Raw genomic sequence first — 21,432 nt, forward strand, 5'->3', positions numbered from 1 at the left:
TCTTCGGGCTCCCGGGCGGCTCAGCCGCCGAGGTAGAGCGCCCGGACATGGGCGTTGTCGATGAGCTCGGCCGAGGCGCCCTCGAGGCCGATCCGCCCGGTTTCGAGCACATAGGCGTACTGGCTGATCCGGAGCGCCATCCGCGAGTTCTGCTCGACCAGGATCACGCTCACGCCCTCGTCGCGGTTGATCTCGAGGATGAGCCGCGCGATGTCGCGCACCACGAGCGGGGCGAGGCCGAGCGAGGGCTCGTCGAGCAGCAGGAGCCGGGGCTTGGTCATCAGCGCGCGGCCGATCACCAGCATCTCCTGCTCGCCGCCCGAGAGCGTGCCCGCGTTCTGCCGCAGCCGCTCGCGCAGCCGCGGGAAGCGCGTCAGGATGCGTTCGAGATCGGAGGCGACGCCGGCCTTGTCCTCGCGGGTATGCGCGCCCATCAGGAGGTTGTCGCGCACGCTCATGTGCGGGAAGACCCGGCGCCCCTCGGGCACCATGGCGATGCCGCGCTCGACCAGCTTCGCCGGGGCGATCTGATCGATCCGCTCGCCCTCGAACCAGATCTCGCCGCGGCCGGGCCGCTTCAGCCCGGTGATGGCGCGGAGCGTCGTCGACTTGCCAGCGCCGTTCGCGCCGATGAGTGCCACGACCTGGCCCTCGTCGAAGCCGATCGAGACGTCGCGGATCGCGGCCACCTTGTCATAGGAGACGGTGAGGTCGCGGGCTTCGAAATAGCGTGTGCTCAATGCCCCAGCTCCGCGTCGTCCTCGCCGAGATAGGCGGCGATCACCGCCTCGTCGGCGCGGATCGCCTCGGGTTTGCCCTCGGCTATCTTCGAGCCGAAGGAGATGACGACGATCCAGTCCGAGATCCGCATCACCGCGCGCATGTCATGCTCGACGAGCAGCACGGTGATGCCGCGCGCGCGGATCCCCTGCACCATCTCCATCGCGCGGTCGGTCTCGTCGGGGTTCATGCCCGCGAAGGGCTCGTCGAGCAGCAGCAGCCGCGGCCGCGCCGCCATGGCAATCGCGATCCCGAGCCCGCGCAGGTAGCCGTGCGGCAGGTTCACCGCCGTCTCGTCCTTGACATGGCCGAGGCCGAGATAGTCGAGGATCTCCGCCGCGCTGTCGCGGATGCGGAGCGTGTCCGCGCGCGCCCGGCGGGAGCCGGCGAAGATCCCGAAGGGCCCGGCGGTCAGGCCGAGCTGGTGGGCGACGACGACGTTCTCGAGCGCGGTCATCTCCTTGAAGACCGTGGTCTCCTGGAAGGTCCGCACCACGCCCATCCGCGCCACCCTGTGCGGCTTCAGCCCGCTGACCTGCCGCCCGTCGAAGCGCACTCGGCCGGCGGTGGGGGCGAGGAAGGAGGAGATGAGCTTGAAGAGCGTGGACTTTCCCGCGCCGTTCGGGCCGATCACCGAGCAGATCTGGCCCTGCTCGACGACGAAGCTCACGTCGTTGACGGCGGTCAGCCCGCCGAACTGCTTGGTCAGGCCCTCGACTTCCAGGAGGCTCATTCGCGGCCTCCGAGCAGCCGACGCAGGCTGAGAAGGCCGTTCGGCAGGAACAGCATCACCACGATCATCAGGATGCCGTAGAGCAGCGCCTGATATTCCTGGATGGCGCGCAGGAGTTCGAAGGCGATCACGAGCGCGAAGGTGCCGACGATCGGGCCGAGCACGAATTCGAGCCCGCCGAGGAAGCAGTAGAGCATGAAGTTGATGGAATCCGACACGGTGTAGGTCTGGGGATAGACGTTCTGCTGCAGGCTCGCGAAGGCGCCGCCGGCGATCCCGCCCATGAAGCAGCAGATTGTGAAGGCCATGGCGCGGTAGAGCGCCACGTCGATGCCGATCGAGGCCGCGAGCTCCTCGTTCTGCCGCATCGAGCGGAAGACCCCGCCGATGCGGCTCTCCTGCAGCCGCCAGATCCCGGCGTAGCCGACTAGGAGCAAGACGGCGGCGAAGAGGTAGAAGTCCATCGGGCTGGCGATGCCGGGCGGCGTCGGAATGTTGGTGACGCTGCCCGCGCCGCCGAGATTGCCGATGTTGAGGAAGACGAGGCGCACCGCCTCGGTCAGGCTGAGTGTGACCATCGCGAAATAGATCCCGCGCAGCCGGAGCAGCGGCCAGCCGATCACGAAGCCGATCACCGCCGCGAAGAGCCCGGCGAGCGGCAGCGCCACCCAGAAGGAGAGGCCGAGCGCGGTGGTGAGGAGCCCGACGGTATAGCCGCCGATGAGCGCGAAGGCGCCCTGGGCGATGTTCACCCGGCCGATCGAGAAGGTGAGCCAGACGCCGAGGCTGCCGAAGGAGAGCAGGCAGGCGTTGGTGACGACGTTGAGCCAGTAGGGCATGCCGCCGAGAAAGAGCGGCACGCCGATCAGGAGCAGGGCCGCGAGCGGCGCGAAGACGAGAAGGAACCGGCCGGCCCCGCTTCGGGCGGGCGGCTGGACGACGGCGGGCGGGGAGGTATCGATCTGCGCCATGGTTCAGCCCCAGGGCTTGCCCATGATCCCCTGCGGGCGGATCAGGAGGAACAGGATCAGCGCCACGAAGATCATCAGGTAGGTGAGGGAGCCGGGCAGATAGGCGTAGCCGAAGGCCTCGATGAAGCCGAGCGCCACCGCCCCGAGCAGCGCGCCCGAGACGACGCCGGCGCCGCCGATCATGATCATGATGAAGGCCTTGGTCGAGATCGCGGTGCCGATACCCGCGTTGACGCCGGAGACGGTGATGAGAAGGCCGCCGGCGATCCCCGCGAGCGCCGCGCCGAGGCCGAAGCCGAGGGTCGAGATCCGCGCCGTGTCGACGCCCATCAGGAGCGTCGCGGTCCGGTCCTGCGCCAGCGCGCGCATCGCGCGGCCGGTCTTCGAATAGGTGACGAAGAGCAGTATCGCGACGATGAGCACGAGCGAGATCCCGAAGACGAGCGCGCGGTTCGCGGGCAGGAAGGCGTCGCCGATCCGGTAGACGCCGGTGACGATCGGCGGGATGCCGCGCTGCTTTTCGCCGAAGAGCGAGAGCGCCGCGTTCTCGAGCAGGAGCGCCGTGCCGACCGCGAGCAGCATCGTGTTCTCCTCGCGCGTCGAATCGCGCATCACGCGGCGGAAAAAGAACACCTCGAAGGCCATGCCGATCAGCCCGACGGCGACCGCGGCCATGGCGAGTCCCACCGCGTAGGGCAGGCCGAGCTGGGCGACGGTCCAGTAGACGATCAGGCCGCCGAACATGAACATCTGGCCATGTGCGAAATTCAGCACGTTCATGATGCTGAAGATGAGCGTGATGCCGAGGGCGATCAGCGCGTAGTTGGCGGCGAGGATCGCGCCATTGACGAGGATCTGTTCCATGCGGTTCCCGGAGCAGGTGCGGGACGGGTCAGGGGCCCGTCCCGGTCAGGTCAGGACGCCACGCTGCCGATCGAGAGCGTGGTGAAATCGCCGCCCTTCGTCTCGGTGATGACCATGGGCACGCCGATCTGACGCTTCTGCCCGTAGTCGGCCATGCCGACATAGGTAAGCGCGGCGTCTTCCTTCAGGAACGGGTTCCTCTCCGAGAAGCCGTCGACCGCCTTCTGGAAGAGGGCGATGTCGCCGATGCCGGCGGCGCCGGTCCGCCGCAGCGTCATGAGGATCATCTCGAGCGCGTAGGCCTTCGTGCCGGCCTCGTCGTTCCACTCGCCGGCGACGGCGTTATACTTCTCGATGAAGTCTTCCATGTAGGCCGAGCGGATCTCTGGCGTCGAGGCGCCGCCGATCGAGACGAGCCCGTCGCCGTACTCGCCCGCGACTTCGCGGATGATCTTGATGTCCTGCGCCGCCTCCGACGAGAAGAGGCCGACATAGCCCATTTCGCGGGCCGAGCGCATGATCTGCGGGCAGTGCGCCGGGGCGACGGCCGACATCACGATGAGATCGGGATTTTGGCCGACGATGTTCGCGACGACGGGGAAGAAGTCGGTGACGCTCGGCTCGTAGGTGTCCTGGGCCAGGATCTCGAGCCCGAGCCCCTCGGCGACCTTCACCGCTTCGTCGCGCTGAAGGAGGCCGTCGGAATCGTTTCTGGCGAGGAAGGCGACCTTCTTCACGCCGCGCTCGTCGCGCAGGATCTTGTACATGACCGGCGCCACCTGATAGCTCGCGATCATCCCGAGAATGGCGTTCCGGGCCGGGGCCGTGTAGAGCGAACGGTCGAAGGCGTAGGGAATGTACATCGCCTGGTTCTTCTCGGCGATCGGCCGGACCGAGGTCGCGGTCGTGTCCATGTTCGGGCCGATGAAGTAGCGGATACCCTCCTCTCCGGTCAGGCGCTCGGCCCCCGAGACCGTGAGCTTCGGGTCGTTGCGGTCGTCCACCGAGACGATCTCGATCCGGTAGAGTTCGCCGTCGATCTCGACGCCGCCCCTGGCGTTGTACATCTCCGCCGTCGCCATCGCGGAATACTTGTTCACGAGGCCCCAGGAGGCCTCGGGTCCGCTCATCACGCCGAGCTGGCCGATCTTCAACACCTTGCCCTCGGCGCGCACGCGCATCGGCGCGCCGATCGCGCTTGCCAGTGTCAGCGCGCCGGCGCCTTTGAGGATATCGCGGCGGGTGGTCGTCATCTGTCTGCCCCTCTGTGTTCAACGGAGTTCAGGCTGTGGATATTCCCGTGAGTGGAATATTGTCCTCTGGATAGAACACATGCTGTTGAGGCGAGGGGCGCGGTGTCAACCAGGTCGAAGGGACATTCGGGGCAAAAGGAGAAGATTGCGCGCCAGGGAGGCAGTGCTGCTCAAACAGCGCGCAGCGGGAGGATCAGCCGAGGGGAAGGCCTGTCGGCGCGACGGGAAACCCCGACGGAACGCGCCCGAGCACGGAGGCGTTGATCGCCGCGGCGGCGCGGATGATCTCCTGCGCCAGCACGGGTTCGCGCGGCGCCATGTTGCTCAGGAGACCCGAACACGTGAAGACGTAGGCGACCTCACCCTGCTTGTCGAAGATCGGCATGCCGAGCGCCATGAGCCCCTCGGTGAACTCCCCGACGCTTCGCGCATAGCCTCGCCGGCGCGTCTCGGCTATCTCGTGGCGGACCTCCCCCTCGCTCAGCAAACTGGAGCGGGTATAGCGCACGGGCGACCAGCCCCGCATCCAGGCCTCGATCCTCTCCTCGGATTGCCAGGCGATGTAAGCACGTGAATTGGCTGTTGAATCCCGAGGGAAATGATGGCCGATCGGGAAGGAGACCTCCATCGCATTCGGCAGGTTGAACTTGTCGATCACGACGAAACTGTCATCCGGCAAAGGCTGCGCCAGCACCGATGGAATGCCGATCCGCAGCACGAGCCGCGTCAGTTCCGCGCGGATTCGGTCGAGCACGGGACCTCCGTGCAGCGACGAGGCGACCGCGATGATCCCGGAGCCGAGTTCGTAGGTCTTGAGCCGCCCGTCAAACCGGAGCCATCCGAAATGGGCCAAAGTCTTCAAGATGTTATGGCAGTGGCTCTTCGAAATCGCGAGGGTCGACGAAATCTCGGCCAAGGTCGCGACATGGGGGGGTGTCCGATTGATGTAGTCGAGGATCAAGATCGCATTTTCCAGCGCCGGGACAATCCCCGGCGCCCGCGTGCGCGGAAGCGCCTGGTCCTCGGCGATGAGCTGCCAGCGATTGCCCTCCCGGCGCAGCTGCGATCGGTAGAGCCCAGCCGGGTCGTCCCGCGGTCCGTCTTCCTCCACCATGCGCGCTCCTTTCGTCGTTCCGTCCCGGGAAGGCGATTCCGCCGGTCGCGCCGTGTCAAGTTTCGCGGCGCCACCGCTTTCGTTTCATCCCCTCTTGACGTGTCTCGCCGTCTCAATCAATCCTTCAGTGGAACAACGTCCTTCATATAGTACAAATTCGCCCTTCCGGCGATTTTAACCCCACCCCGCAGGAGCAGCCCATGGATCTTGTCGTCCGCAACGGAACGGTCGTGACCGCGAGCGGTGTGTCGAAAGCCGACCTCGGCATCGCCGATGGGCGCATCGCCCAGATCGGCGGAGATTTCGCCCGGGACCTGCCGGCCATCGACGCGGCCGGCTGCTTCGTGATGCCGGGCGGCATCGACGTGCACACCCATCTCGATTCGACCGACTTCAACACCCAGTCGGCCGACAATTTCGAGACCGGCACCATCGCCGCGGCCTGCGGCGGCACCACGACGGTGATCGATTTCTGCGCCCAAGCGCATGGCCAGAGCCTCGCCGACGCGATCGCCAACTGGGATTCGAAGGCCGGCGACAAGGCGGCGATCGACTACGGCTATCACATCATCATCGTCGACATGAACGACGCGGTGTTCGAGGAGCTCGGCACGTTGCCGGAGAAGGGCATCACCTCGTTCAAGCTCTTCATGGCCTATCGCGGCATGAACATGATCGACGACGTGACGCTCCTGAAGGCGCTCGACCAGGCCAAGCGCTCCGGCGCGCTCGTCATGGTCCACGCCGAGAACGGCGACGCCGCCGACTACCTGCGCGACAAGTTCGTGGCCGAGGGCAAGACCGAGCCCTACTACCACGCGCTGAGCCGGCCGTCGCGGGTGGAATCCGAGGCGACGGCGCGCGCGATCGCGCTGGCCGAGATCGTCGGCACCTCGATCTATGTCGTGCATCTCACCTGCGCCGACGCGCTCGACGAACTCATCCGCGCCAAGCGCCGCGGCGTCGATGCGATGGCCGAGACCTGCACCCAGTATCTCTACCTCACCAAGGAAGACCTCGCCCGGCCCGACTTCGAGGGGGCGAAATTCGTCTTCACCCCGCCGGCGCGCACGGTCGAGGATCAGGAGGTGCTCTGGGACGCGCTCGCGAACCGGGTGCTGGAGACGGTTTCCTCGGACCATTGCTCCTGGCTCTTCAAGGGCCACAAGGACAAGGGCAAGGATGACTTCCGCAAGATCCCGAACGGGGCGCCGGGCGTCGAGGAGCGGCTGATGATGGTCTATCAGGGCGTGAACGAGGGGCGGATCTCGCTGACCGAATTCGTCGACCTGGTGGCGACCCGGCCGGCGCAGGTCTTCGGCATGTTCCCGAAGAAGGGCACGATCGCGGTCGGCTCGGACGCGGATATCGTGATCTGGGACCCTGAAGCGGAGTTCACCATCACCCAGAGCGCGATGAACAACGCGATGGACTATTCCTCCTACGAGGGCCACGCGGTGAAGGGCCTGCCGCGCGACGTGCTGCTGCGCGGCAAGCAGATCGTGCGCGACCGGGAATACATCGGCACGCCGGGCGAGGGGGAGTTCCTCCGCCGCGACCGCTACGTGCCCCGCAACTGACCAGTGCGCGACGTCCTCGTCATCGGCGCCGGCATCGTCGGCGTCTCGGTCGCGCTTCACCTGCGCCGCCGCGGGCTCGACGTGCTGCTCGCCGACCGGGGGCGGCCGGGCCACGGCACCTCCTTCGGCAATTCCGGCATCATCCAGCGCGAGGCGGTGGCGCCCTATGCCTTCCCGCGCGCGCCCCTGGATCTGCTCGCGGCGCTGGCGCGGCGGGGCGTCGACATCAGCTACCACCCCTCGGCGCTGCCGGCGACCGCCGGCGCGCTCCTGCGCTACTGGTGGCATTCGGCGCCCGCGCGGCACCGCCGCATCACGGCGGTCTATGCGACGCTGATCGCACAGTCGCTCGCCGAGCACGCGCCGCTGGTCGAGCTGGCGGGAGCCGGGGATCTGGTCCGCAAGGCGGGCTGGCTCGACGCCTACCGCACGCCGCGGCGGCTCGCCGAGGCGGCGGCGCGGGCCGAGGCGAACGCGCGGAGCTATGGCGTGCTGAGCGAGGCGATCGACGGCGCGGAGCTCGCGCGCCGCGAGCCGCATCTGATGGAGCCGATGGCCGGGGCGATCCACTGGTCCGATACCTGGACCATCCGCGACCCCGCCGCGCTGGTGGAGGCCTACGCCGGGGCCTTCGAGGGGCTCGGCGGCGCGCGCGCGACCGGCGAGGCGACGGGGCTCGCGCCGCGCGGCGCGGGCTGGAGGCTCGCGGTCGACGGACGCGAGGAAAGCGCGGAGGCGGTGGTGGTCGCGGCCGGGCCATGGTCGGACGGGATCACCCGCGGCCTCGGCTACCGCCTGCCGCTCTTCGTGAAGCGCGGCTACCACATGCATTACGGGACCGATCCCGACCGGCCGCTCGGCAACTGGCTCGCCGATCTCGAGACCGGTTATCTCATGGCGCCGATGCGGGCCGGGATCCGGCTCACCACCGGCGCGGAACTGGCGCGCCAGACGGCGCCGGCCACGCCCCGGCAGCTCGCCGGCGCCGAGAAGGTCGCGCGGCGGCTCTTCCCGCTCGGCCTGCGGCTCGACCCGGCGCCCTGGCTCGGCAGCCGGCCCTGCACGGTCGACATGCTGCCGGTCATCGGGCCGGCGCCGAAGCACGACAAGCTCTGGTTCGCCTTCGGGCACGGGCATCAGGGGCTGACGCTCGGCCCGGCGACGGGCCGGCTTCTCGCCGAGCTGATGACCGGCGAGAAGCCCTATGTCGATCCGGCGCCCTTCGCGGCGACGCGGTTCCGGGCCTGACGGCTCAGGCGGCCGGCGTCGCCTCGAGATAGGCGATCACCTCGGCCCCATCGACGACGTCGGCGTAGCGCAGGTCGATGTCGGTGAGGTTCGCCTCGTGCGCGATCGGGGACCGCTCGCCAACCGCGTCGCGCACCACGATGCCGTGCAGGTTGCGGTTATGCGCCGATTCCGCCGTGGCGCGGACGCAGCCGCTGGTGCTGCAGCCGGTGATGATCAGCGTGTCGATCCCGCGGGCGTTGAGATAGGCGTCGAAGGGCGTGCCGTAGAAGGCCGAGGCGCGCGGCTTGTTGAAGAGGGGCTCGTCGTCGCGCCGCTCGAGGCGCGGGTCGAGCTCCGCCATCTGGTCCGCGAGCGGGTTCGCGGCGCCGCTCCGCATCTGCGGCAGCTTGGCGCCGATCGGGCCCTTCACGTCGACCCGGTCGGGGCGCATCGTGGTGAAGAACACCGGATGCCCCGCCGCCCGCGCCGCCGCGAGAATGTCGCAGGTCCGCGTGACCACGGATTCGAGCCGGGTCGTGCCATGCTGCGACTTCTTCGGGTCGAGCCAGGAGCCGGCGAGGTCGATCACCACCACCGCCGGACGCTTGCCGAAGCCGTTCCGGCCGCCGAACCCATGCTGGACGTAGAAGTCGCGAACGTCGTCTTCGTAGCTCATTTTCGCCTCACGCCTTCAGAGCCGTCACCTGGATCTCGACCTTGAGACGCGGATCCGCGAGCCTGGCCTCGACGCAGGCGCGGACCGGCGCGCCGCCCTCGGGCAGCCAGGCGTCCCAGACCGCGTTCATCGCCTCGAAATCACCGATGTCGGGCAGCCAGACATAGGCGCTGAGGAGCGCGGTCTTGTCGGTGCCGGCCTCGGCGAGCAGCGCGTCGATCTTCGCGAGCGTCTGTTCGGTCTGGACGGTGATGTTCGCCTCGGGATCGTCGGCGACCTCGCCCGCCGTCATGACGAGCGTGCCCGAGAGCGGGAAGGTCACGGCATGCGAGAGGCGGGTGCCGGGTTGGATGCGGGTAATCATGGATCGTCCTTTGGGTCTTCGGTCAGGCGGAAAGGGGCTCCGCCGCGACGGCGGCGGGGTTGGCGCGCGCCCAGGCGGCGTAGCTCGCGATCTGGGCCGCGATCGGTCGGGGCTCCCAGCCGGTGTCGCGCCGGAGTGCTCCAATATCGTACCAGGCGTGCTGGCCGTGGCGCAGGGCCGGATCGAAATCGGCGTCGGCCGGCGCGTCGTCCGGCACCCAGTCGACCGCGACCGGCACGGCGGCGAGCATCTCCGGGAGCGGGATCGGGCGGCCGGTCGCGATGTTGTAGATGCCGTTCGCGCCCTCGGTCCCGAGGATCGCCAGCATCGCCTCGGCCACGTCCTCGACGCTGATCCAGTCGCCGGCGGTGTCGCGGCTACGCTCGGTGACGCGGATCGGCGTGCCGGCGAGCAGATGCGCCATCATCGCGCGCGGCAGGTGCATGAGCTTGCGCCCGCCGGTCGGCCGCTCCATCGGGCCGAATACGCGGGTGAAGCGCACCACCGGCGCCGGGATGCCGTGGAGTTCGGAGAACCGCTTCGCGACGAGTTCGCCGCCGAGCTTGCCGATGCCGTAGTATTCGGAGGGGCGGAAGAACCGCTCCTCCTCGGCCAGCGCGGCGGGGGCGACCGCCGGGTCTCCCACGCCGTAGACCGCGGCGCTGCTGACGTGGAGGACGCGCCGGAGCGCGCCCGCCGCGCGCGCGGCCTCGAGCACGTTGAGCGTGCCCGAGATGTTGACGTCGATGAAGCCGTGCGGCCGCTCGTATTCCCAGGCGGGCACATGCGTGATCGTCGCGCCATGGACCAGGATTTCCGGCGCCGCCGCGCCCACCATCTCGGCGAGCGCGGCGCGGTCGGTGACGTCGCAGAGCACGAAGTCGATCCGGCCCCGCCAAGGCGCGAGATGGGTGACCGCCGCCGCGTCGAGTGGTGCCAGGTCGAGCGCCGTGACGCGGGCGGAGGGCATGGCCTCGAGCAGGCGCGCGATCAACACGCTCATCACGAAGCCGCCCGCGCCGGTGACGAGGACGCGGGGGCCCTCGGGGTCGGTCCCGGCCATCAGTAGGCGAGCTTGTGCAGGCCCGCGGCCAGTACGCGGATGCCCTCGACGATATCCTCGATCGAGGAGAATTCCTCCGGCGTGTGGCTGCGGCCGTCCTTGGAGCGGACGAAGATCATGCAGACCTTGGCGATCGCCGCCATCTGCTGGCTGTCGTGGCCCGCGCCGCTCGGCATCGTCATGAAGGGCACGCCCTGCTCCTTCGCCGACTGCTGGAAGGTCTTCACCAGATCGGGGTCGGACAGGCAGGGCTCGTGGTCGACGTAGTGCTCCCAGGAGATCCCGAGACCGCGCCGCGCCGCGACCTCGCGCATCAGCCCCTCGTGCGCCGCGTACATTTCGGCGCGTTTCTCGGGCACCGGATGGCGGGCGTCGATGGTGAAGCGGACCTCGCGCGGGATGACGGCGGGGCGATTCGGATAGGGCACGATCCGGCCCACGGTCGTCACCGCCGGGCGGCCCATCCGGTGCGCGGTGTTGAGGACGCCCGAGGCGATCTCGGCGAAACCGGCGGCCGGGTCGTTGCGGATGTCCATCGGGAAGCCGCCGGCGTGGTTCTGCACGCCGGTCAGGAGCACGTCGTAATGCCGGATGCCGGTGATCGCGTCGACGATCGCGACCGGAAGGCCCGCCTGTTCGAGAATCGGCCCCTGTTCGATGTGGAGCTCGACGAAGCTTTCGATGTCGTCGCGCTTCGCCTCGGGGATGCGCGCAGGATCGAGGCCGATCGCGAGCATCGCCTCGGCCATGGTCTCGTCGTCGTAGCCCTTCATCGCCTCGGCGTCGCCCGGCGCGATGCGGCCGGTGATCCCGCGCGAGCCCCAGAAATTAGTGCCGGGGAAGCGGCTGCCTTCCTCCTCGCAGAGGCTGAGCGCCTCGAGGCTGCGCTTCGGCTGGCCGAACTGCTCCTTGAGCGCCTTGATCGCGATGAGGCCAGCGAGCGCGCCGAGCGTGCCGTCGTAGCGGCCGCCGGGGCGCTGGGTGTCCATGTGCGAGCCCGAGACGATCGACTTGCCTCCCTCGGAGCCTTCGATCCGGCCCCAGACGTTGCCGACCGCGTCGCGGGTGACGGCGAGGCCCGCCTCCTCGCACCAGCGTGCATAGGCGTCGTTGGCGGCGACCCATTCGGGCGAATAGACGGTGCGCCAGACGCCGGTCTCGCCGTAGGCGCCGAAGGCCGCGGTCTCCATGATCAGCCGCTCGACATAGGCGGCGTCGATCTCGACGCGGGGGGAGGTCATGACGTTCATCTCTGGTCCAGTTGTTTGTTGGGCAGGTCGGGCGCGGCGCGCGTCACCACATCACGTCGCCGCCGTTCGGCGAGATCGACTGGCCGACCATGTAGCCGGCCTCGTCGGAGGCGAGATAGACATAGGCCCAGGCGATCTCCTCGGGCTGGCCGATGCGGCGGATCGGCAGGGTCGAGAGCTTCCACTTGTTCCAGTCGTCGTCGCCGGCGTTCCACATCGGCGTGTCGGTCGGCCCCGGGCAGACGCAGTTGATCGTCACGCCGCGCGCCGCCACCTCCTGCGCGACCGAGACGCTGAGCCCGACGACGCCGGCCTTGGCGGCGCAATAGACGGCGTTGCCCGGCGCGGGCTTGTGCGAGAGTTGCGAGGCGGTGTTGATGATCCGTCCCTTGCCCCGCGGCAGCATGTGCGCGAGGGCGGCCTTCATGCCATAGGCGACACCGTTGAGATTGATGTCAATCACCCGGTGCCACTGTTCCCAGTCCTGATCGGGGAAATCGGCGTTGGCGCCGAGGCCGGCGTTGTTGACGACGATGTCGACCGCGCCGAACCGCGCGACCGCCGCCGCGACCGCCGCCTCGACCTGGGCGCGGTCGGTGACGTCGCATTCCAGCGCGAAGGCGTCGACGCCGAGGCCGGTCAGCTCGGCTACGAGCGCCTCGCGCGGCTCGGTCCGGCCGAGATCGGCGAGCGCCACGTCGGCGCCCTCCTGGCCGAACAGCCGGCAGACGGCGGCGCCGATCCCGGTCGCCGAACCGATCACCAGCGCCTTCTTCCCTTCGAGTCTCTTCATCTTGCTTGGTCCATTCACGGGTTCGATGTCAGGCGCCGGGACGTTTGGGCGTCCAGGCGAGGACGCGCTCCTGCAGCTTGCGGCAGAGCGCGAAGCTCGCCATCGCATAGGCGAGGATGACGAGGGTGATGAGCGCCATGCGGCCGGTGTTGGAGAAGTATTCCGACCAGATCACCATCCGGCCGATGCCGCTCTCGACTCCGATGTATTCGGCGCCGATCACCGCCGACCAGGCGAGGCCGAGGGTGAGGAACACGCTCGAGAAGAGCTCGGGCAGGATCGCGGGCAGGATGATCGAGCGATGGATCCGGAGCCGCGAGGCGCCGAGGACGCGGGCGTTCTCGATGTATCTGGCCGGCACGTTGGCGACGGCGTTGACCGTGCCGATCAGGTAGATGACGCCGACGCCATAGGCGACGAAGACGATCGCCGCCCAGTTGGTCGCGCCGAACCAGAACTGGAACAGCGGGATCATTGCGAGCAGCGGGCACATCCGCGCCAGATGGAGCGAGGGCGCCACGAGCTTGCGCACCCGCGACGACCAGGACAGCGCGAGGCCGAGAAGGACGCCCGCGAGGCCGCCGAGCACGAGGCCGACCGTCAGCCGGAACAGCGTCAGCGCCGAGTGGAACACCAGCGCCAGCACCGCGCCGAGCAGGGTCTGCGCGCCGCCGAGCTGCGGCACCGGCGCCCACATCTCGATCTTCCAGTAGTCTGAGAGGCCGGTCAGGGCGCGGCCGAAGATGAACTCCCAGGGCGGCACGATCGGCGATTCCCGGAGCGGGCTTCGCGGCGCCATGTGGCCCGCGATCTCCCAGCCGACGATGAGCGCGATCACCACCATGGCGCTGATCCAGTCGCGGCGCAGGCCCGCGCCGAGGCGGCGGATCGCGCCCATCACGCGGCCCCCGGCGTGTGCTGCTCGAGCTCGAGATGGCCGAGGATGGTCTTCGAGATCGCGATGCCGCGCGGGCTCGCGCGTTCCTCCTCGTCGCGGGGGCGGGTGAGGTCAACGCGGATGTCGTCGACGATCCGCCCGGCGCGCAGAACGAGGGCGCGTTCCGCGAGGACCAGCGCCTCCTCGATGTCATGGGTGACGAAGATGATGGTCCGCCCGGTGCTGCGCCAGAGGTCGATCAGCAGGTTCTGCAGGTCGCGCCGGGTCACGTAGTCGAGCGGACCGAAGGGCTCGTCCATCAGCAGGATCGGCGCGCCGCCGGCGAAAGCGGTGGCGATCGCCACGCGCTTGCGCATGCCGCCCGAGAGCTCCTTCGGCCAGCTGTCGCCGAAGCGGCCGAGCCCGACCTTGTCGAGCCATTCGCGCGCGACGCCCTGGCGCTCCGCCGCCGGGATCCCCTGGGCGAGCAGGCCGAATTCGACGTTGGCCTGCACCGTCATCCAGGGGAAGACCGTGTCCTCCTGGAAGACCATGCCGCGGTCGATGCCGGGCCCCTTGACCGGCCGGCCGTCGACCGCGATCTCGCCGGCGGTCAGCGTGTTCAGCCCGGCGAGCGAGCGCAGGAGCGTCGACTTGCCGTGACCGGAACGGCCGAGCAGGCAGACGAACTCGCCGTCGCCGATCGTTGACGAGATCCGGTCGAGCGCCCGGACCTCGCGGCCCGAGGCGTGGCGGAAGACGCAGGAGGCGTTGGTGATCGAGATCATCGGTCTCTCCGGTTCAAAGCGCGCCCTCGGGCATCCAGCGGGTCGCGGCGCGGCGGGCAAGCATCAGGAGCGCGTCGGCGATGACCGCGATCAGCGCGAGCAGGAGCAGTCCGCCCATCATCGAGGCGATGTCCTGAACGCCCCAGGTGGTGATGATGACCCGCCCGATGCCCCGGTCGGTCCCGAGCAGCTCGGTGATCGCGGCGAGCCCCCAAGCGGCGCCAAGCGCGGCACGCAGGCCACCGAAGAGCTCGGGCACCGATCCGGGCAGCGAGACGCGGTGGAAGATCATCCAGGGCCCCGCGCCGAGCGTGCTCGCGCTCTCGGCGAAGGAGGGGTGCAGGTGCTCGACGGCGCGGAGCGCGTAGAGATGCAGCACCACGGCCGAATAGAAGGCGACGAGGATGATCTTCGAGTTCTCCGAGACGCCGAACCAGATCAGGAAGAACGGCGCCGCGACCAGGATCGGCACGGTGCCGAGGATCGCCACGATCGGCCGGGTGATCTGGTGGATCACGTTCGAATGCGCGCTGCCGAGCCCGGTCAGCGTGCCGATGACCGCGCCGACCGCGCAGCCGAGGAGCGCGGTATAGGTGGTCGAGACCAGATGCGGCCAGTAGCCGCCGGGCGGCAGGCCGAGGCCGACGAAGTATCGGCTGTCGAAGAAATGCGTCACCGCCGCTGCGATCACCTGCCAGGGCGGCGGCAGGTAGCGCCCGATCACGAGGTGACCGAGCGTCCAGACGATGAAGAAGAGCGCGATCCCGCCGAGCGTCCACCAGATCTCGGGCGACGGCCGCGCCGGCGCGGTGGCCTTGTCCGCCACCGGCATCGCATCCCGCGTCGCGTCTATGTCGGTCATGCCGCGATCTTCCGTCGCGGGGACCGGCGGGCGCGCCGCCGGTCCGCCGGGGTGGGGGTCAAGCCGTCGCCGCCTGGGCGAAGCGCTCGGCGTCGAGGAAGTTGAAATTGGCGAGATGAACCTTCGCCTGGTCGAGCATCGCCTGCCGCTCCGGCCCGACAGTGTCGGTGGCCGAGACCTTGCCGAGCATCGCCTCGGTCCGGTCCTTCATCCCGGCCATCTCCTGCCAGATGCCCTTGGCCGCGAAGATGCGGTCGAGATCGTAGGGCTCGTCCGGGATGGTGCCGGCCTTCACGAACTGCTGGATCTGGTAGGTGTAGATGTTCCTGTAGTTGAGCGCATAGCTCTCGTCTTCCCAGACCTTGGACTGGTCCTTCCACTGGAAGAACGGGTCGAGGTCCTCGAAGATGAACTTGATCGATTCCGCGTCCATCTGCGCGCCGGTCTGCGCGTTGATGAAGGGCGCGTATTCGGTCAGCGCCTGGGTCTGGTTCGGCCCGAAGATATAGTCGAGCGTGCGGTACATCCCCCCGACGAAGCGATAGACGGTGTCGCGGTTGTTCTCGAGGTAATCCGTCGTGGTCTGGATCAGGTCGTAGTTCAGGAGGCTGTTGAGCGGTGAGCCGGTGCCGCTCGCCATGTATTTGACCATCTGGCGGGTCGACATGATCGGCTTCCAGCCCGCCTGGAACTGGAGCTGGTAGATCTGCACCGCGCCGCCCGGGGCGGCGAAGTCGATGCCGTTCGAGATCGCGAGCTGGACCGCCTTCGGATCCTCGACCGGGATCGTCTCGGTATCGGCCATGCTCATGCCGCCGAGACTGAGAGCGAATTCGTTCCAGGGATGCGTGCTCGGGCTCGCGGTGATCGCGAACTTCTTGCCGCGCATCTGCTCGACGGCGGCCTTCGCTGCGTCGTCCCAGCTCATGCCCTCGGCGATGAACTCGTCGACCGACTTGTACTTCGCCGGGTCGCCGACGATCGTGGAGCCTTGGAAGTAGCTGTAGACGAGGATCGGATGCAGGTTCGGCACCCGGTCGAGCTGCTGGATCGCGAGGCCGAACCAGTAGCTCGTGATGTCGAGCTCGCCGTTCATCAGCTGCGGCACCACCTGGGTCTCGAGCAGCGAGCGCGGCACGCCGCCCGCCATGGTGATGCCGTTGTCCTTCAGGAAGTCCTTCTGCGATGCGAGCACCGTCCAGCAATGGTTTGTCACCGCGAAGCCGCCGAAGCGCACCGTGGTCTCGGGAATGGCCGGCACCGTCTGAGCCCGCGCCCAGACCGGCGGCAGGGCGGCGGTCGCGGCGAGCGCCGCGGCACCGGTCTGCAGGAACTTGCGCCGTCCGACCGGCGCGCTCGGGAACCCGCTCATGAATCGCTCCTATGTACTTTACTGAATATGATGTACTGCATAAAGAATGTTTTGGGCCAAGCCGGAAGCGCCTCCCCGAGCCCCGGCAAGCGCGAGACTGTTCAAACGGGTCGCAGAGCGCCCAAATCTTCGCCGCCTTGAAAACGCGCGCGGCGCCCACGTATGATGCGGATCGCGCCGGGCTGCCCCGGGGCAAAACCGAACCCAGGCAGCAGGCGGAGGTCTATGGAATGAAGTCGGAAGGTCAGTCGCTGAGCCTGATCGAGCGGATCCGGGAAAACGATCGGACAAATGCGATGCGCGAGATCATGCTGCGCGCTCCGGCTGGAAAGTCGCGCGCGGATCTGCTCGCGGGGGAGGAGGCTTGCGCCGCCGAGGGGCGCCGCGATTTCCCGCAGGGTGTGGTGCCCGCGCTGGCCAATTCGCTGCTGATCATCTCGCTGCTGAACAGTCGGGCTCCCGAACCCCAGACGCTCGCCGACATTTCCCGGCTGTTGGGCATTACCAAGAGCCATTGCCACTCGATCCTGCGCACACTCGTCTATTTCGACTGGGTGCGCTTCGACGACCGGCGCAAGACCTACGAGCTGCAGCCGAGCGCGCTTTCGGACGTCTCGTCACTACTGAACTCGCCGGCCCTCGAGACCATCCGCGTCGAACTCGCCACGCTCGTCGAGGAGACGGATGTTCCCTGCGTCCTGGCTCAGCCGCTCGCGGACCGCTCCTTCGTCGTGATCGACACGTTCCGGAGCCGCAACTACGTGCAGGTCTACTACCCGGTGGGTCATCGCTTCCCGAGTGATGCGGTGGCACACCTGCGCGTGATGCTGGCCTGGAGCGACGCCGCGGCGACGGAGGAATACATCCGCACCTGGCGGCCGCACCGATATACCAGCAGGACAGCGACCGAGCTCGAGGAGATCCGCGCCGAAGTCGCGCGCACCCGCGCCCGCGGCTACGCGCTCAGCGTGGGCGAGTTCACCGACGGCATGACCGCGATCGCCGCGCCGATCTTCGGCACGGACGGAGGGATCGCCTACATCGCGAGCTTCTCCTTCCTGCTCGCCGACCGGACCTTCGACGAGAAGCAACTCGCGGCAGCGCTGCGCAAGGCGCTACAGCGCATCCACGCGGGGACGCGGGCGCTCACCCCGTCCGACTGGATTTCCTCCTGAGCGCGGCCGTTGGCTCTGCCGCACGCCCTACGGTCTGGGGAGATCCTAGGGATTCCTGTTGGGGATGGGACGTGCTTCACGGTTGTCTCCATGGAGGAGGCGGCGTTGGGAATTCGGCTTGTCTTGAGCGAGCGTGAGTGGGAGCGGGTCGCGTCGCGCATCATCGGAGACGAGCGGAGGCGGGGGAGCAGAGGTCGCGACAGCCGACTGTTCGTCGAGGCGATGCTTTGGCTGGGGCGCACCGGCCGCGCGCGACGGACAAGCCGTCCCCGCGGCGGCGGCTGGCCCCGCTGGCGCTGATGGGCATGCGGTCGTCAATTTCGGCCTCCGCCTCCGATGAGCGACCGAAGACTTTCGGCGGGGCCGCGGAGCGCGCAGGGCGCGGCGGGGTAGCACTAGCGAGCGTCATCACGCGGGATCGCGAGGCCCTGCCTGTGTTTCGGCGTGCAATTGAGTCAGAGCCCTTATTGCATGCCTTTCCACAGTCATGGGGGTTCCGACCGATGTCGCAAGGGCCTCCCGGCAGTCCCTCGCGCGAGCCTGGTCGCTCGCGTTTCACGAGCATCCCGCCAAACCAGACGGCATCATCTATCCGTCACGGCTCAACGGGCAGACGAACATCGCCGTGTTCGAACGAGCCATCGGGAAACTCGGAGCGGTTCGGACGACGAAACTGCTCGCCGCGCCGGGATTCGCTGCCACGCTGAACGAGCTGAGGGTCAGCATTGTCGTACCAGACCGCTAGGGGCGCGGTCAGCGCTCCGGTGCGCTGGCGGCAAGGGGAACCGCCTGCGCGGCCGGTGTGAAGTCCCCGCGGCCGGCGGACAATTCCGTCCTCCCGCGGCGAGTGCCAGCCTTTGCGAACACGTCCCGTCAGCGGGACCGGGAGGCCAACCTGCGCGCGCTTCCGGGCTCCGGATCCGGCGCGAACTTCCTGAGCACCGTCGAGAGAGAGTCCTCGTTGTCAGGCGATGCGTCGAGGTCGAGCATCGCTTCGAGGTCGTCGAGGTGGTGCGACATGGCCGCGTTGGCGGCGGCGCGGTCGCCGGAGCGGATCGCGGCGAGGATGGTTCGGTGATCGACGGCGCCGCATTTGCGGCCGTCGTCGCGTTCGTAGAGAGAGGCCACCAGCGAGAGGCGCGCGAGAACGTTGCGCAGCATCTCCTCCATGACCGCGTTCCCGGCGGCGCGCGCGAGTTCGACATGGAAGTTGCCGGAGAGCCGTTGTTTCGCGCCATCGTCCGCGCCCGAGTGGATCGCTTCTTCCTCGAGCGTGAGCCGCGCGAGGCGCTCGAGATCCTCCGGCGTGGCCGAGGTCATCACCGCGGCGACCGTGGCCATCTCGAGCACGCGCCGGGTCTCGAGCAGCTGCTTCGCCTCCGCGCGGTCCGGCGAGGCGATGAAGGAGCCGTGGTTGCGGCGCAGCTCGACCAGATGCGCGCGCTCGAGGATCGCGATGGCGCCCCGCACCGCCGTGCGGCTGACCCCGAAGTGGCGCGCGATCACGTCCTCCATCAGCTTCGTGCCAGGGCGCAGCGCGCGCTCGGAGACGGCTTCCATCAGTGTCGCGCAGATCCTCTCGGACGCATCCTCGGCGGTTTGTTCGAAGCTAGTTCTGGGCGCGGCCAAGTGAGGTCCTCCTGATATCGAATAGTGTTTTCGCATGCGTACCATGATTCGGCGAGATCGCCATTGCCGGGTACATCGAATGCCCAAGTTCTGGCCAGCGGTGGCCAATGGATGAGCGATCGTTCATGGTGGCGGCATCTTTGATGGAAATGTACGAACAGGAATCACTAAAAGTTTGCGAATGAATTTTCGAAAATGCCATCATCAAGCTGTAAGGCGCGGAGCTCGACCTCCCGAATGCCGCGCACGGAAGGCATGGAAAGGGATAGCATGAACGGCATCCGGAAATACCTCGGCTCGGCGCTCGTCGGAGCGACGGCCGCGCTGATCGGAGCCACGGCCTTTGCCCAGGGCTCGGCGGAAGTGATGAAGCCGAGCGCCGAGATCGCGGCGCTGCCCGGCGTCGCGCTCAACGAGACGCTGGCAGCCACGCTTCCCGACTCGGTCAAGTCGGCCGGCGTGCTCAAGGTCGCGACCGACCTCACCCCGCCGATCAGCTTTCATGGCGAGAGCGGCGGGCTCGTCGGCATCGACGCCGATCTCGCCGCGGCGCTCGGCGTGATCCTCGGCGTCGAGGTTCGCATGACCGACGTGGGCGCGGGGGCGGCGATCGTGCCCTCGATCATGTCGAGGCGGTTCGACGTCTCGATCTCCGGCATCAACGACGATCCGGAGCTCGAGAAGCAGGTCGATGTGATCGACTACATGTACGACGCGACAACGATCATGACGATCCAGGGCAACCCGCTCGGCATCGCCGCGATGGCGGATCTCTGCGGCAGGAAGGTCGCCGTGCCGGTCGGCACGTTCCAGAACCGTCTGGTTACCGCCGCCTCGGAGAAATGCGAGACGCCGATGGAGATCATGTCGCTTCCGAAGATGCCGGACGTGCTGCAGGCGGTCCGGACCGGCCGGGCGGATGCGACGGTCAACGGCTATGCGACCAGCGTCTACACCACCGCGAACCAAGTCGGGAACGGCAAGGGGCTCGAGGCGCTGCCGGATATCCGGCTCGCCGTCGGCTATCTCGGGATGCTGACCGCGAAGGACAACGCGGAACTGCGCGACACGCTCGTCGCGGCGCTCCAGCAGATGGTCGACGCCGGCGGCTACAAGGCGATCATGGAAAAATGGGGCCTCGGCCCGCTCGCGGTCGAGACCGTGAAGGTCAACGACGCCGCCAGCATGCCCGTGGAGTGAGCGGGATGGCCGCCACCGAATCCTCGACCAGTCAGCATCTCATGCCGCCCGTCGCGACCAGGATCCGGTGGGGGCAGGTCGTTACGGGCAGCGTCGCGATCTTCGTCGTCCTGTGGATCGGCTGGTTCCTCAGCCAGAGCCCGAACGTGCTCTGGGGCGAGATCCCCGCCTATCTCGTCGATCCGCGCATCCTGGGCGGCATCGTCCTGACGCTGGAGCTGACGGTCGGCGCGATGATCTTCGGCATCGCCGCCGGCGGCGCGCTCGCGGCGATGGCGACGAGCCACAACATCGTCTTGAAGGCGATCGCCGCCGCCTTCGTCTGGTGGTTCCGGGGCGTGCCGCTGCTGGTGCAGGTGTTCTTCTGGTACAACATCGCGCTCTTCGTTCCGATGATCGGCTCCGGCGACTACGCGATCTCGGTCAACGACCTCGTGACGCCCGCGGTGGCTGGCTTCCTGGCGCTTGGGCTCCACGAGGCGGCGAACATGGCGGAGATCATCCGGGCGGGCCTGCGCGCGGTCCCACAGGGCCAGCGCGAGGCGGCGGCGGCGCTTGGCCTGAGCCCCCTGAAGACGCTCTGGACCGTGGTGATGCCGCAGGCGATCCGCATCGTCATCCCGCCGACCGGCAACCAGGCGATCGGCCTGCTGAAGGCGAGCGCCATCGTCTCGGTCATCGGCATGAAGGACCTCTTGACCATGGCGCAGCAGATCTACGCGGCGAACTTCATGGTCATCGAACTCTTGTTCGTCGCCTCGATCTGGTACCTCGCGCTGACCACGGTCGCGTCGATCGGCCAGCACTATCTCGAAAAGCATCTTGCCGCCAAGGACCGCCGCTGAGGCGGTCCACAGG

Annotated in this window: 22 protein-coding genes; 6 read left to right on the forward strand and 16 right to left on the reverse strand. The window is 68.1% G+C overall.

The genetic code is table 11. The features are described 5' to 3' along the window. Window positions 1-20: 20 nt before the first annotated feature. From FJM51_RS18695 to FJM51_RS18720, 6 genes are all read right to left on the reverse strand, one after another. Window positions 21-740, reverse strand: a complete 720-nt coding sequence (locus tag FJM51_RS18695) for an ABC transporter ATP-binding protein (RefSeq protein ID WP_140455654.1) — start codon at window positions 738-740, stop codon at window positions 21-23. Further along, on the reverse strand, window positions 737-1,513 hold the full coding sequence (locus FJM51_RS18700; RefSeq protein ID WP_140455655.1) for an ABC transporter ATP-binding protein: 777 nt from the start codon (window positions 1,511-1,513) through the stop codon (window positions 737-739). Before FJM51_RS18700 ends, FJM51_RS18695 begins: the two co-directional genes overlap by 4 nt. Continuing rightward, window positions 1,510-2,484, reverse strand: a complete 975-nt coding sequence (locus tag FJM51_RS18705) for a branched-chain amino acid ABC transporter permease (RefSeq protein ID WP_140455656.1) — start codon at window positions 2,482-2,484, stop codon at window positions 1,510-1,512. The genes FJM51_RS18700 and FJM51_RS18705 overlap by 4 nt, the downstream gene beginning before the upstream one ends. A gap of 3 nt (window positions 2,485-2,487) precedes the next feature. Continuing rightward, entirely contained in the window at window positions 2,488-3,348 is an 861-nt protein-coding gene (locus FJM51_RS18710) for a branched-chain amino acid ABC transporter permease (RefSeq protein ID WP_140455657.1), read from the reverse strand. 50 nt (window positions 3,349-3,398) lie between these two features. Beyond that, complete coding sequence (locus FJM51_RS18715; protein ID WP_140455658.1) at window positions 3,399-4,601, reverse strand: ABC transporter substrate-binding protein; 1,203 nt, start codon at window positions 4,599-4,601, stop codon at window positions 3,399-3,401. Window positions 4,602-4,794: 193 nt separating this feature from the next. Beyond that, window positions 4,795-5,715, reverse strand: a complete 921-nt coding sequence (locus FJM51_RS18720) for an IclR family transcriptional regulator (RefSeq protein WP_140455659.1) — start codon at window positions 5,713-5,715, stop codon at window positions 4,795-4,797. 155 nt (window positions 5,716-5,870) lie between these two features. Here FJM51_RS18720 and hydA point away from each other — a divergent pair, with 155 nt between their 5' ends. Both hydA and FJM51_RS18730 read left to right on the forward strand, forming a co-directional pair. Then, window positions 5,871-7,295, forward strand: a complete 1,425-nt coding sequence (gene hydA, locus FJM51_RS18725) for a dihydropyrimidinase (protein WP_267901457.1) — start codon at window positions 5,871-5,873, stop codon at window positions 7,293-7,295. A gap of 3 nt (window positions 7,296-7,298) precedes the next feature. Further along, window positions 7,299-8,543, forward strand: a complete 1,245-nt coding sequence (locus tag FJM51_RS18730) for an NAD(P)/FAD-dependent oxidoreductase (RefSeq protein ID WP_140455661.1) — start codon at window positions 7,299-7,301, stop codon at window positions 8,541-8,543. A gap of 4 nt (window positions 8,544-8,547) precedes the next feature. On the opposite strand, the gene FJM51_RS18735 is transcribed toward FJM51_RS18730, so the two are convergent. From FJM51_RS18735 to FJM51_RS18775, 9 genes are read right to left on the reverse strand one after another with little or no spacing between them, the layout of a single operon-like run. Then, entirely contained in the window at window positions 8,548-9,201 is a 654-nt protein-coding gene (locus FJM51_RS18735; protein WP_140455662.1) for an isochorismatase family protein, read from the reverse strand. A 7-nt stretch (window positions 9,202-9,208) separates the two neighbouring features. Further along, the gene (locus FJM51_RS18740) at window positions 9,209-9,565 is read right to left on the reverse strand and encodes a RidA family protein (RefSeq protein ID WP_140455663.1); all 357 of its coding nucleotides are present in this window, start codon (window positions 9,563-9,565) and stop codon (window positions 9,209-9,211) included. Between the two features lie 22 nt (window positions 9,566-9,587). After that, the gene (locus FJM51_RS18745; RefSeq protein WP_140455664.1) at window positions 9,588-10,628 is read right to left on the reverse strand and encodes an NAD-dependent epimerase/dehydratase family protein; all 1,041 of its coding nucleotides are present in this window, start codon (window positions 10,626-10,628) and stop codon (window positions 9,588-9,590) included. Continuing rightward, on the reverse strand, window positions 10,628-11,869 hold the full coding sequence (locus FJM51_RS18750; protein ID WP_210240347.1) for a Zn-dependent hydrolase: 1,242 nt from the start codon (window positions 11,867-11,869) through the stop codon (window positions 10,628-10,630). Before FJM51_RS18750 ends, FJM51_RS18745 begins: the two co-directional genes overlap by 1 nt. A 52-nt stretch (window positions 11,870-11,921) precedes the next feature. Further along, window positions 11,922-12,671: an SDR family NAD(P)-dependent oxidoreductase gene (locus FJM51_RS18755; protein WP_181164632.1), complete on the reverse strand. Its 750-nt coding sequence runs from the start codon at window positions 12,669-12,671 to the stop codon at window positions 11,922-11,924. Between the two features lie 28 nt (window positions 12,672-12,699). After that, complete coding sequence (locus FJM51_RS18760) at window positions 12,700-13,569, reverse strand: ABC transporter permease (RefSeq protein ID WP_140455667.1); 870 nt, start codon at window positions 13,567-13,569, stop codon at window positions 12,700-12,702. Continuing rightward, on the reverse strand, window positions 13,569-14,336 hold the full coding sequence (locus tag FJM51_RS18765) for an ABC transporter ATP-binding protein (protein ID WP_140455668.1): 768 nt from the start codon (window positions 14,334-14,336) through the stop codon (window positions 13,569-13,571). Before FJM51_RS18765 ends, FJM51_RS18760 begins: the two co-directional genes overlap by 1 nt. A gap of 13 nt (window positions 14,337-14,349) precedes the next feature. Beyond that, entirely contained in the window at window positions 14,350-15,198 is an 849-nt protein-coding gene (locus FJM51_RS18770) for an ABC transporter permease (protein ID WP_140455669.1), read from the reverse strand. Window positions 15,199-15,256: 58 nt separating this feature from the next. Then, entirely contained in the window at window positions 15,257-16,570 is a 1,314-nt protein-coding gene (locus FJM51_RS18775; RefSeq protein WP_140455670.1) for an ABC transporter substrate-binding protein, read from the reverse strand. 230 nt (window positions 16,571-16,800) lie between these two features. Here FJM51_RS18775 and FJM51_RS18780 point away from each other — a divergent pair, with 230 nt between their 5' ends. Together FJM51_RS18780 and FJM51_RS25360 are read left to right on the forward strand one after the other, a co-directional pair. Beyond that, window positions 16,801-17,745 (forward strand): IclR family transcriptional regulator, encoded by a 945-nt coding sequence (locus FJM51_RS18780; protein ID WP_181164633.1) that lies wholly within the window; start codon window positions 16,801-16,803, stop codon window positions 17,743-17,745. A gap of 487 nt (window positions 17,746-18,232) precedes the next feature. Then, window positions 18,233-18,490: an RES domain-containing protein gene (locus FJM51_RS25360; protein ID WP_140455672.1), complete on the forward strand. Its 258-nt coding sequence runs from the start codon at window positions 18,233-18,235 to the stop codon at window positions 18,488-18,490. 128 nt (window positions 18,491-18,618) lie between these two features. Here the strand turns inward: FJM51_RS25360 and FJM51_RS18790 are convergent, their stop codons facing one another. Further along, window positions 18,619-19,419 carry a GntR family transcriptional regulator gene (locus FJM51_RS18790; RefSeq protein ID WP_306419450.1) on the reverse strand — a complete coding sequence of 267 codons (801 nt, stop codon included), beginning with the start codon at window positions 19,417-19,419 and terminating at the stop codon, window positions 18,619-18,621. A gap of 225 nt (window positions 19,420-19,644) precedes the next feature. Between FJM51_RS18790 and FJM51_RS18795 the strand changes: the two genes are divergently transcribed. Together FJM51_RS18795 and FJM51_RS18800 are read left to right on the forward strand one after the other, a co-directional pair. Then, window positions 19,645-20,574 (forward strand): ABC transporter substrate-binding protein, encoded by a 930-nt coding sequence (locus tag FJM51_RS18795; protein WP_140455674.1) that lies wholly within the window; start codon window positions 19,645-19,647, stop codon window positions 20,572-20,574. Between the two features lie 5 nt (window positions 20,575-20,579). Next, window positions 20,580-21,419, forward strand: coding sequence for an amino acid ABC transporter permease (locus FJM51_RS18800; protein WP_140455675.1), 840 nt, complete (start codon window positions 20,580-20,582; stop codon window positions 21,417-21,419). Window positions 21,420-21,432: the final 13 nt, after the last annotated feature.

The organism is Amaricoccus solimangrovi (assembly GCF_006385685.1).
In the GTDB taxonomy this organism is placed as follows: domain Bacteria; phylum Pseudomonadota; class Alphaproteobacteria; order Rhodobacterales; family Rhodobacteraceae; genus Amaricoccus; species Amaricoccus solimangrovi.

Coding starts and splice junctions, on each gene's coding strand:
- FJM51_RS18735 (WP_140455662.1), bottom strand. CDS start 9,201: ATGAGCTACGAAGACGACGTTCGCGACTTCTACGTCCAGCATGGGTTC.
- FJM51_RS25360 (WP_140455672.1), top strand. CDS start 18,233: ATGGGGGTTCCGACCGATGTCGCAAGGGCCTCCCGGCAGTCCCTCGCG.
- FJM51_RS18760 (WP_140455667.1), bottom strand. CDS start 13,569: ATGGGCGCGATCCGCCGCCTCGGCGCGGGCCTGCGCCGCGACTGGATC.
- FJM51_RS18790 (WP_306419450.1), bottom strand. CDS start 19,419: ATGGTACGCATGCGAAAACACTATTCGATATCAGGAGGACCTCACTTG.
- FJM51_RS18775 (WP_140455670.1), bottom strand. CDS start 16,570: ATGAGCGGGTTCCCGAGCGCGCCGGTCGGACGGCGCAAGTTCCTGCAG.
- FJM51_RS18795 (WP_140455674.1), top strand. CDS start 19,645: ATGAACGGCATCCGGAAATACCTCGGCTCGGCGCTCGTCGGAGCGACG.
- FJM51_RS18800 (WP_140455675.1), top strand. CDS start 20,580: ATGGCCGCCACCGAATCCTCGACCAGTCAGCATCTCATGCCGCCCGTC.
- FJM51_RS18720 (WP_140455659.1), bottom strand. CDS start 5,715: ATGGTGGAGGAAGACGGACCGCGGGACGACCCGGCTGGGCTCTACCGA.
- FJM51_RS18765 (WP_140455668.1), bottom strand. CDS start 14,336: ATGATCTCGATCACCAACGCCTCCTGCGTCTTCCGCCACGCCTCGGGC.
- FJM51_RS18700 (WP_140455655.1), bottom strand. CDS start 1,513: ATGAGCCTCCTGGAAGTCGAGGGCCTGACCAAGCAGTTCGGCGGGCTG.
- FJM51_RS18770 (WP_140455669.1), bottom strand. CDS start 15,198: ATGACCGACATAGACGCGACGCGGGATGCGATGCCGGTGGCGGACAAG.
- FJM51_RS18740 (WP_140455663.1), bottom strand. CDS start 9,565: ATGATTACCCGCATCCAACCCGGCACCCGCCTCTCGCATGCCGTGACC.
- FJM51_RS18710 (WP_140455657.1), bottom strand. CDS start 3,348: ATGGAACAGATCCTCGTCAATGGCGCGATCCTCGCCGCCAACTACGCG.
- FJM51_RS18750 (WP_210240347.1), bottom strand. CDS start 11,869: ATGACCTCCCCCCGCGTCGAGATCGACGCCGCCTATGTCGAGCGGCTG.
- FJM51_RS18705 (WP_140455656.1), bottom strand. CDS start 2,484: ATGGCGCAGATCGATACCTCCCCGCCCGCCGTCGTCCAGCCGCCCGCC.
- FJM51_RS18715 (WP_140455658.1), bottom strand. CDS start 4,601: ATGACGACCACCCGCCGCGATATCCTCAAAGGCGCCGGCGCGCTGACA.
- FJM51_RS18755 (WP_181164632.1), bottom strand. CDS start 12,671: ATGAAGAGACTCGAAGGGAAGAAGGCGCTGGTGATCGGTTCGGCGACC.
- FJM51_RS18745 (WP_140455664.1), bottom strand. CDS start 10,628: ATGGCCGGGACCGACCCCGAGGGCCCCCGCGTCCTCGTCACCGGCGCG.
- FJM51_RS18780 (WP_181164633.1), top strand. CDS start 16,801: ATGAAGTCGGAAGGTCAGTCGCTGAGCCTGATCGAGCGGATCCGGGAA.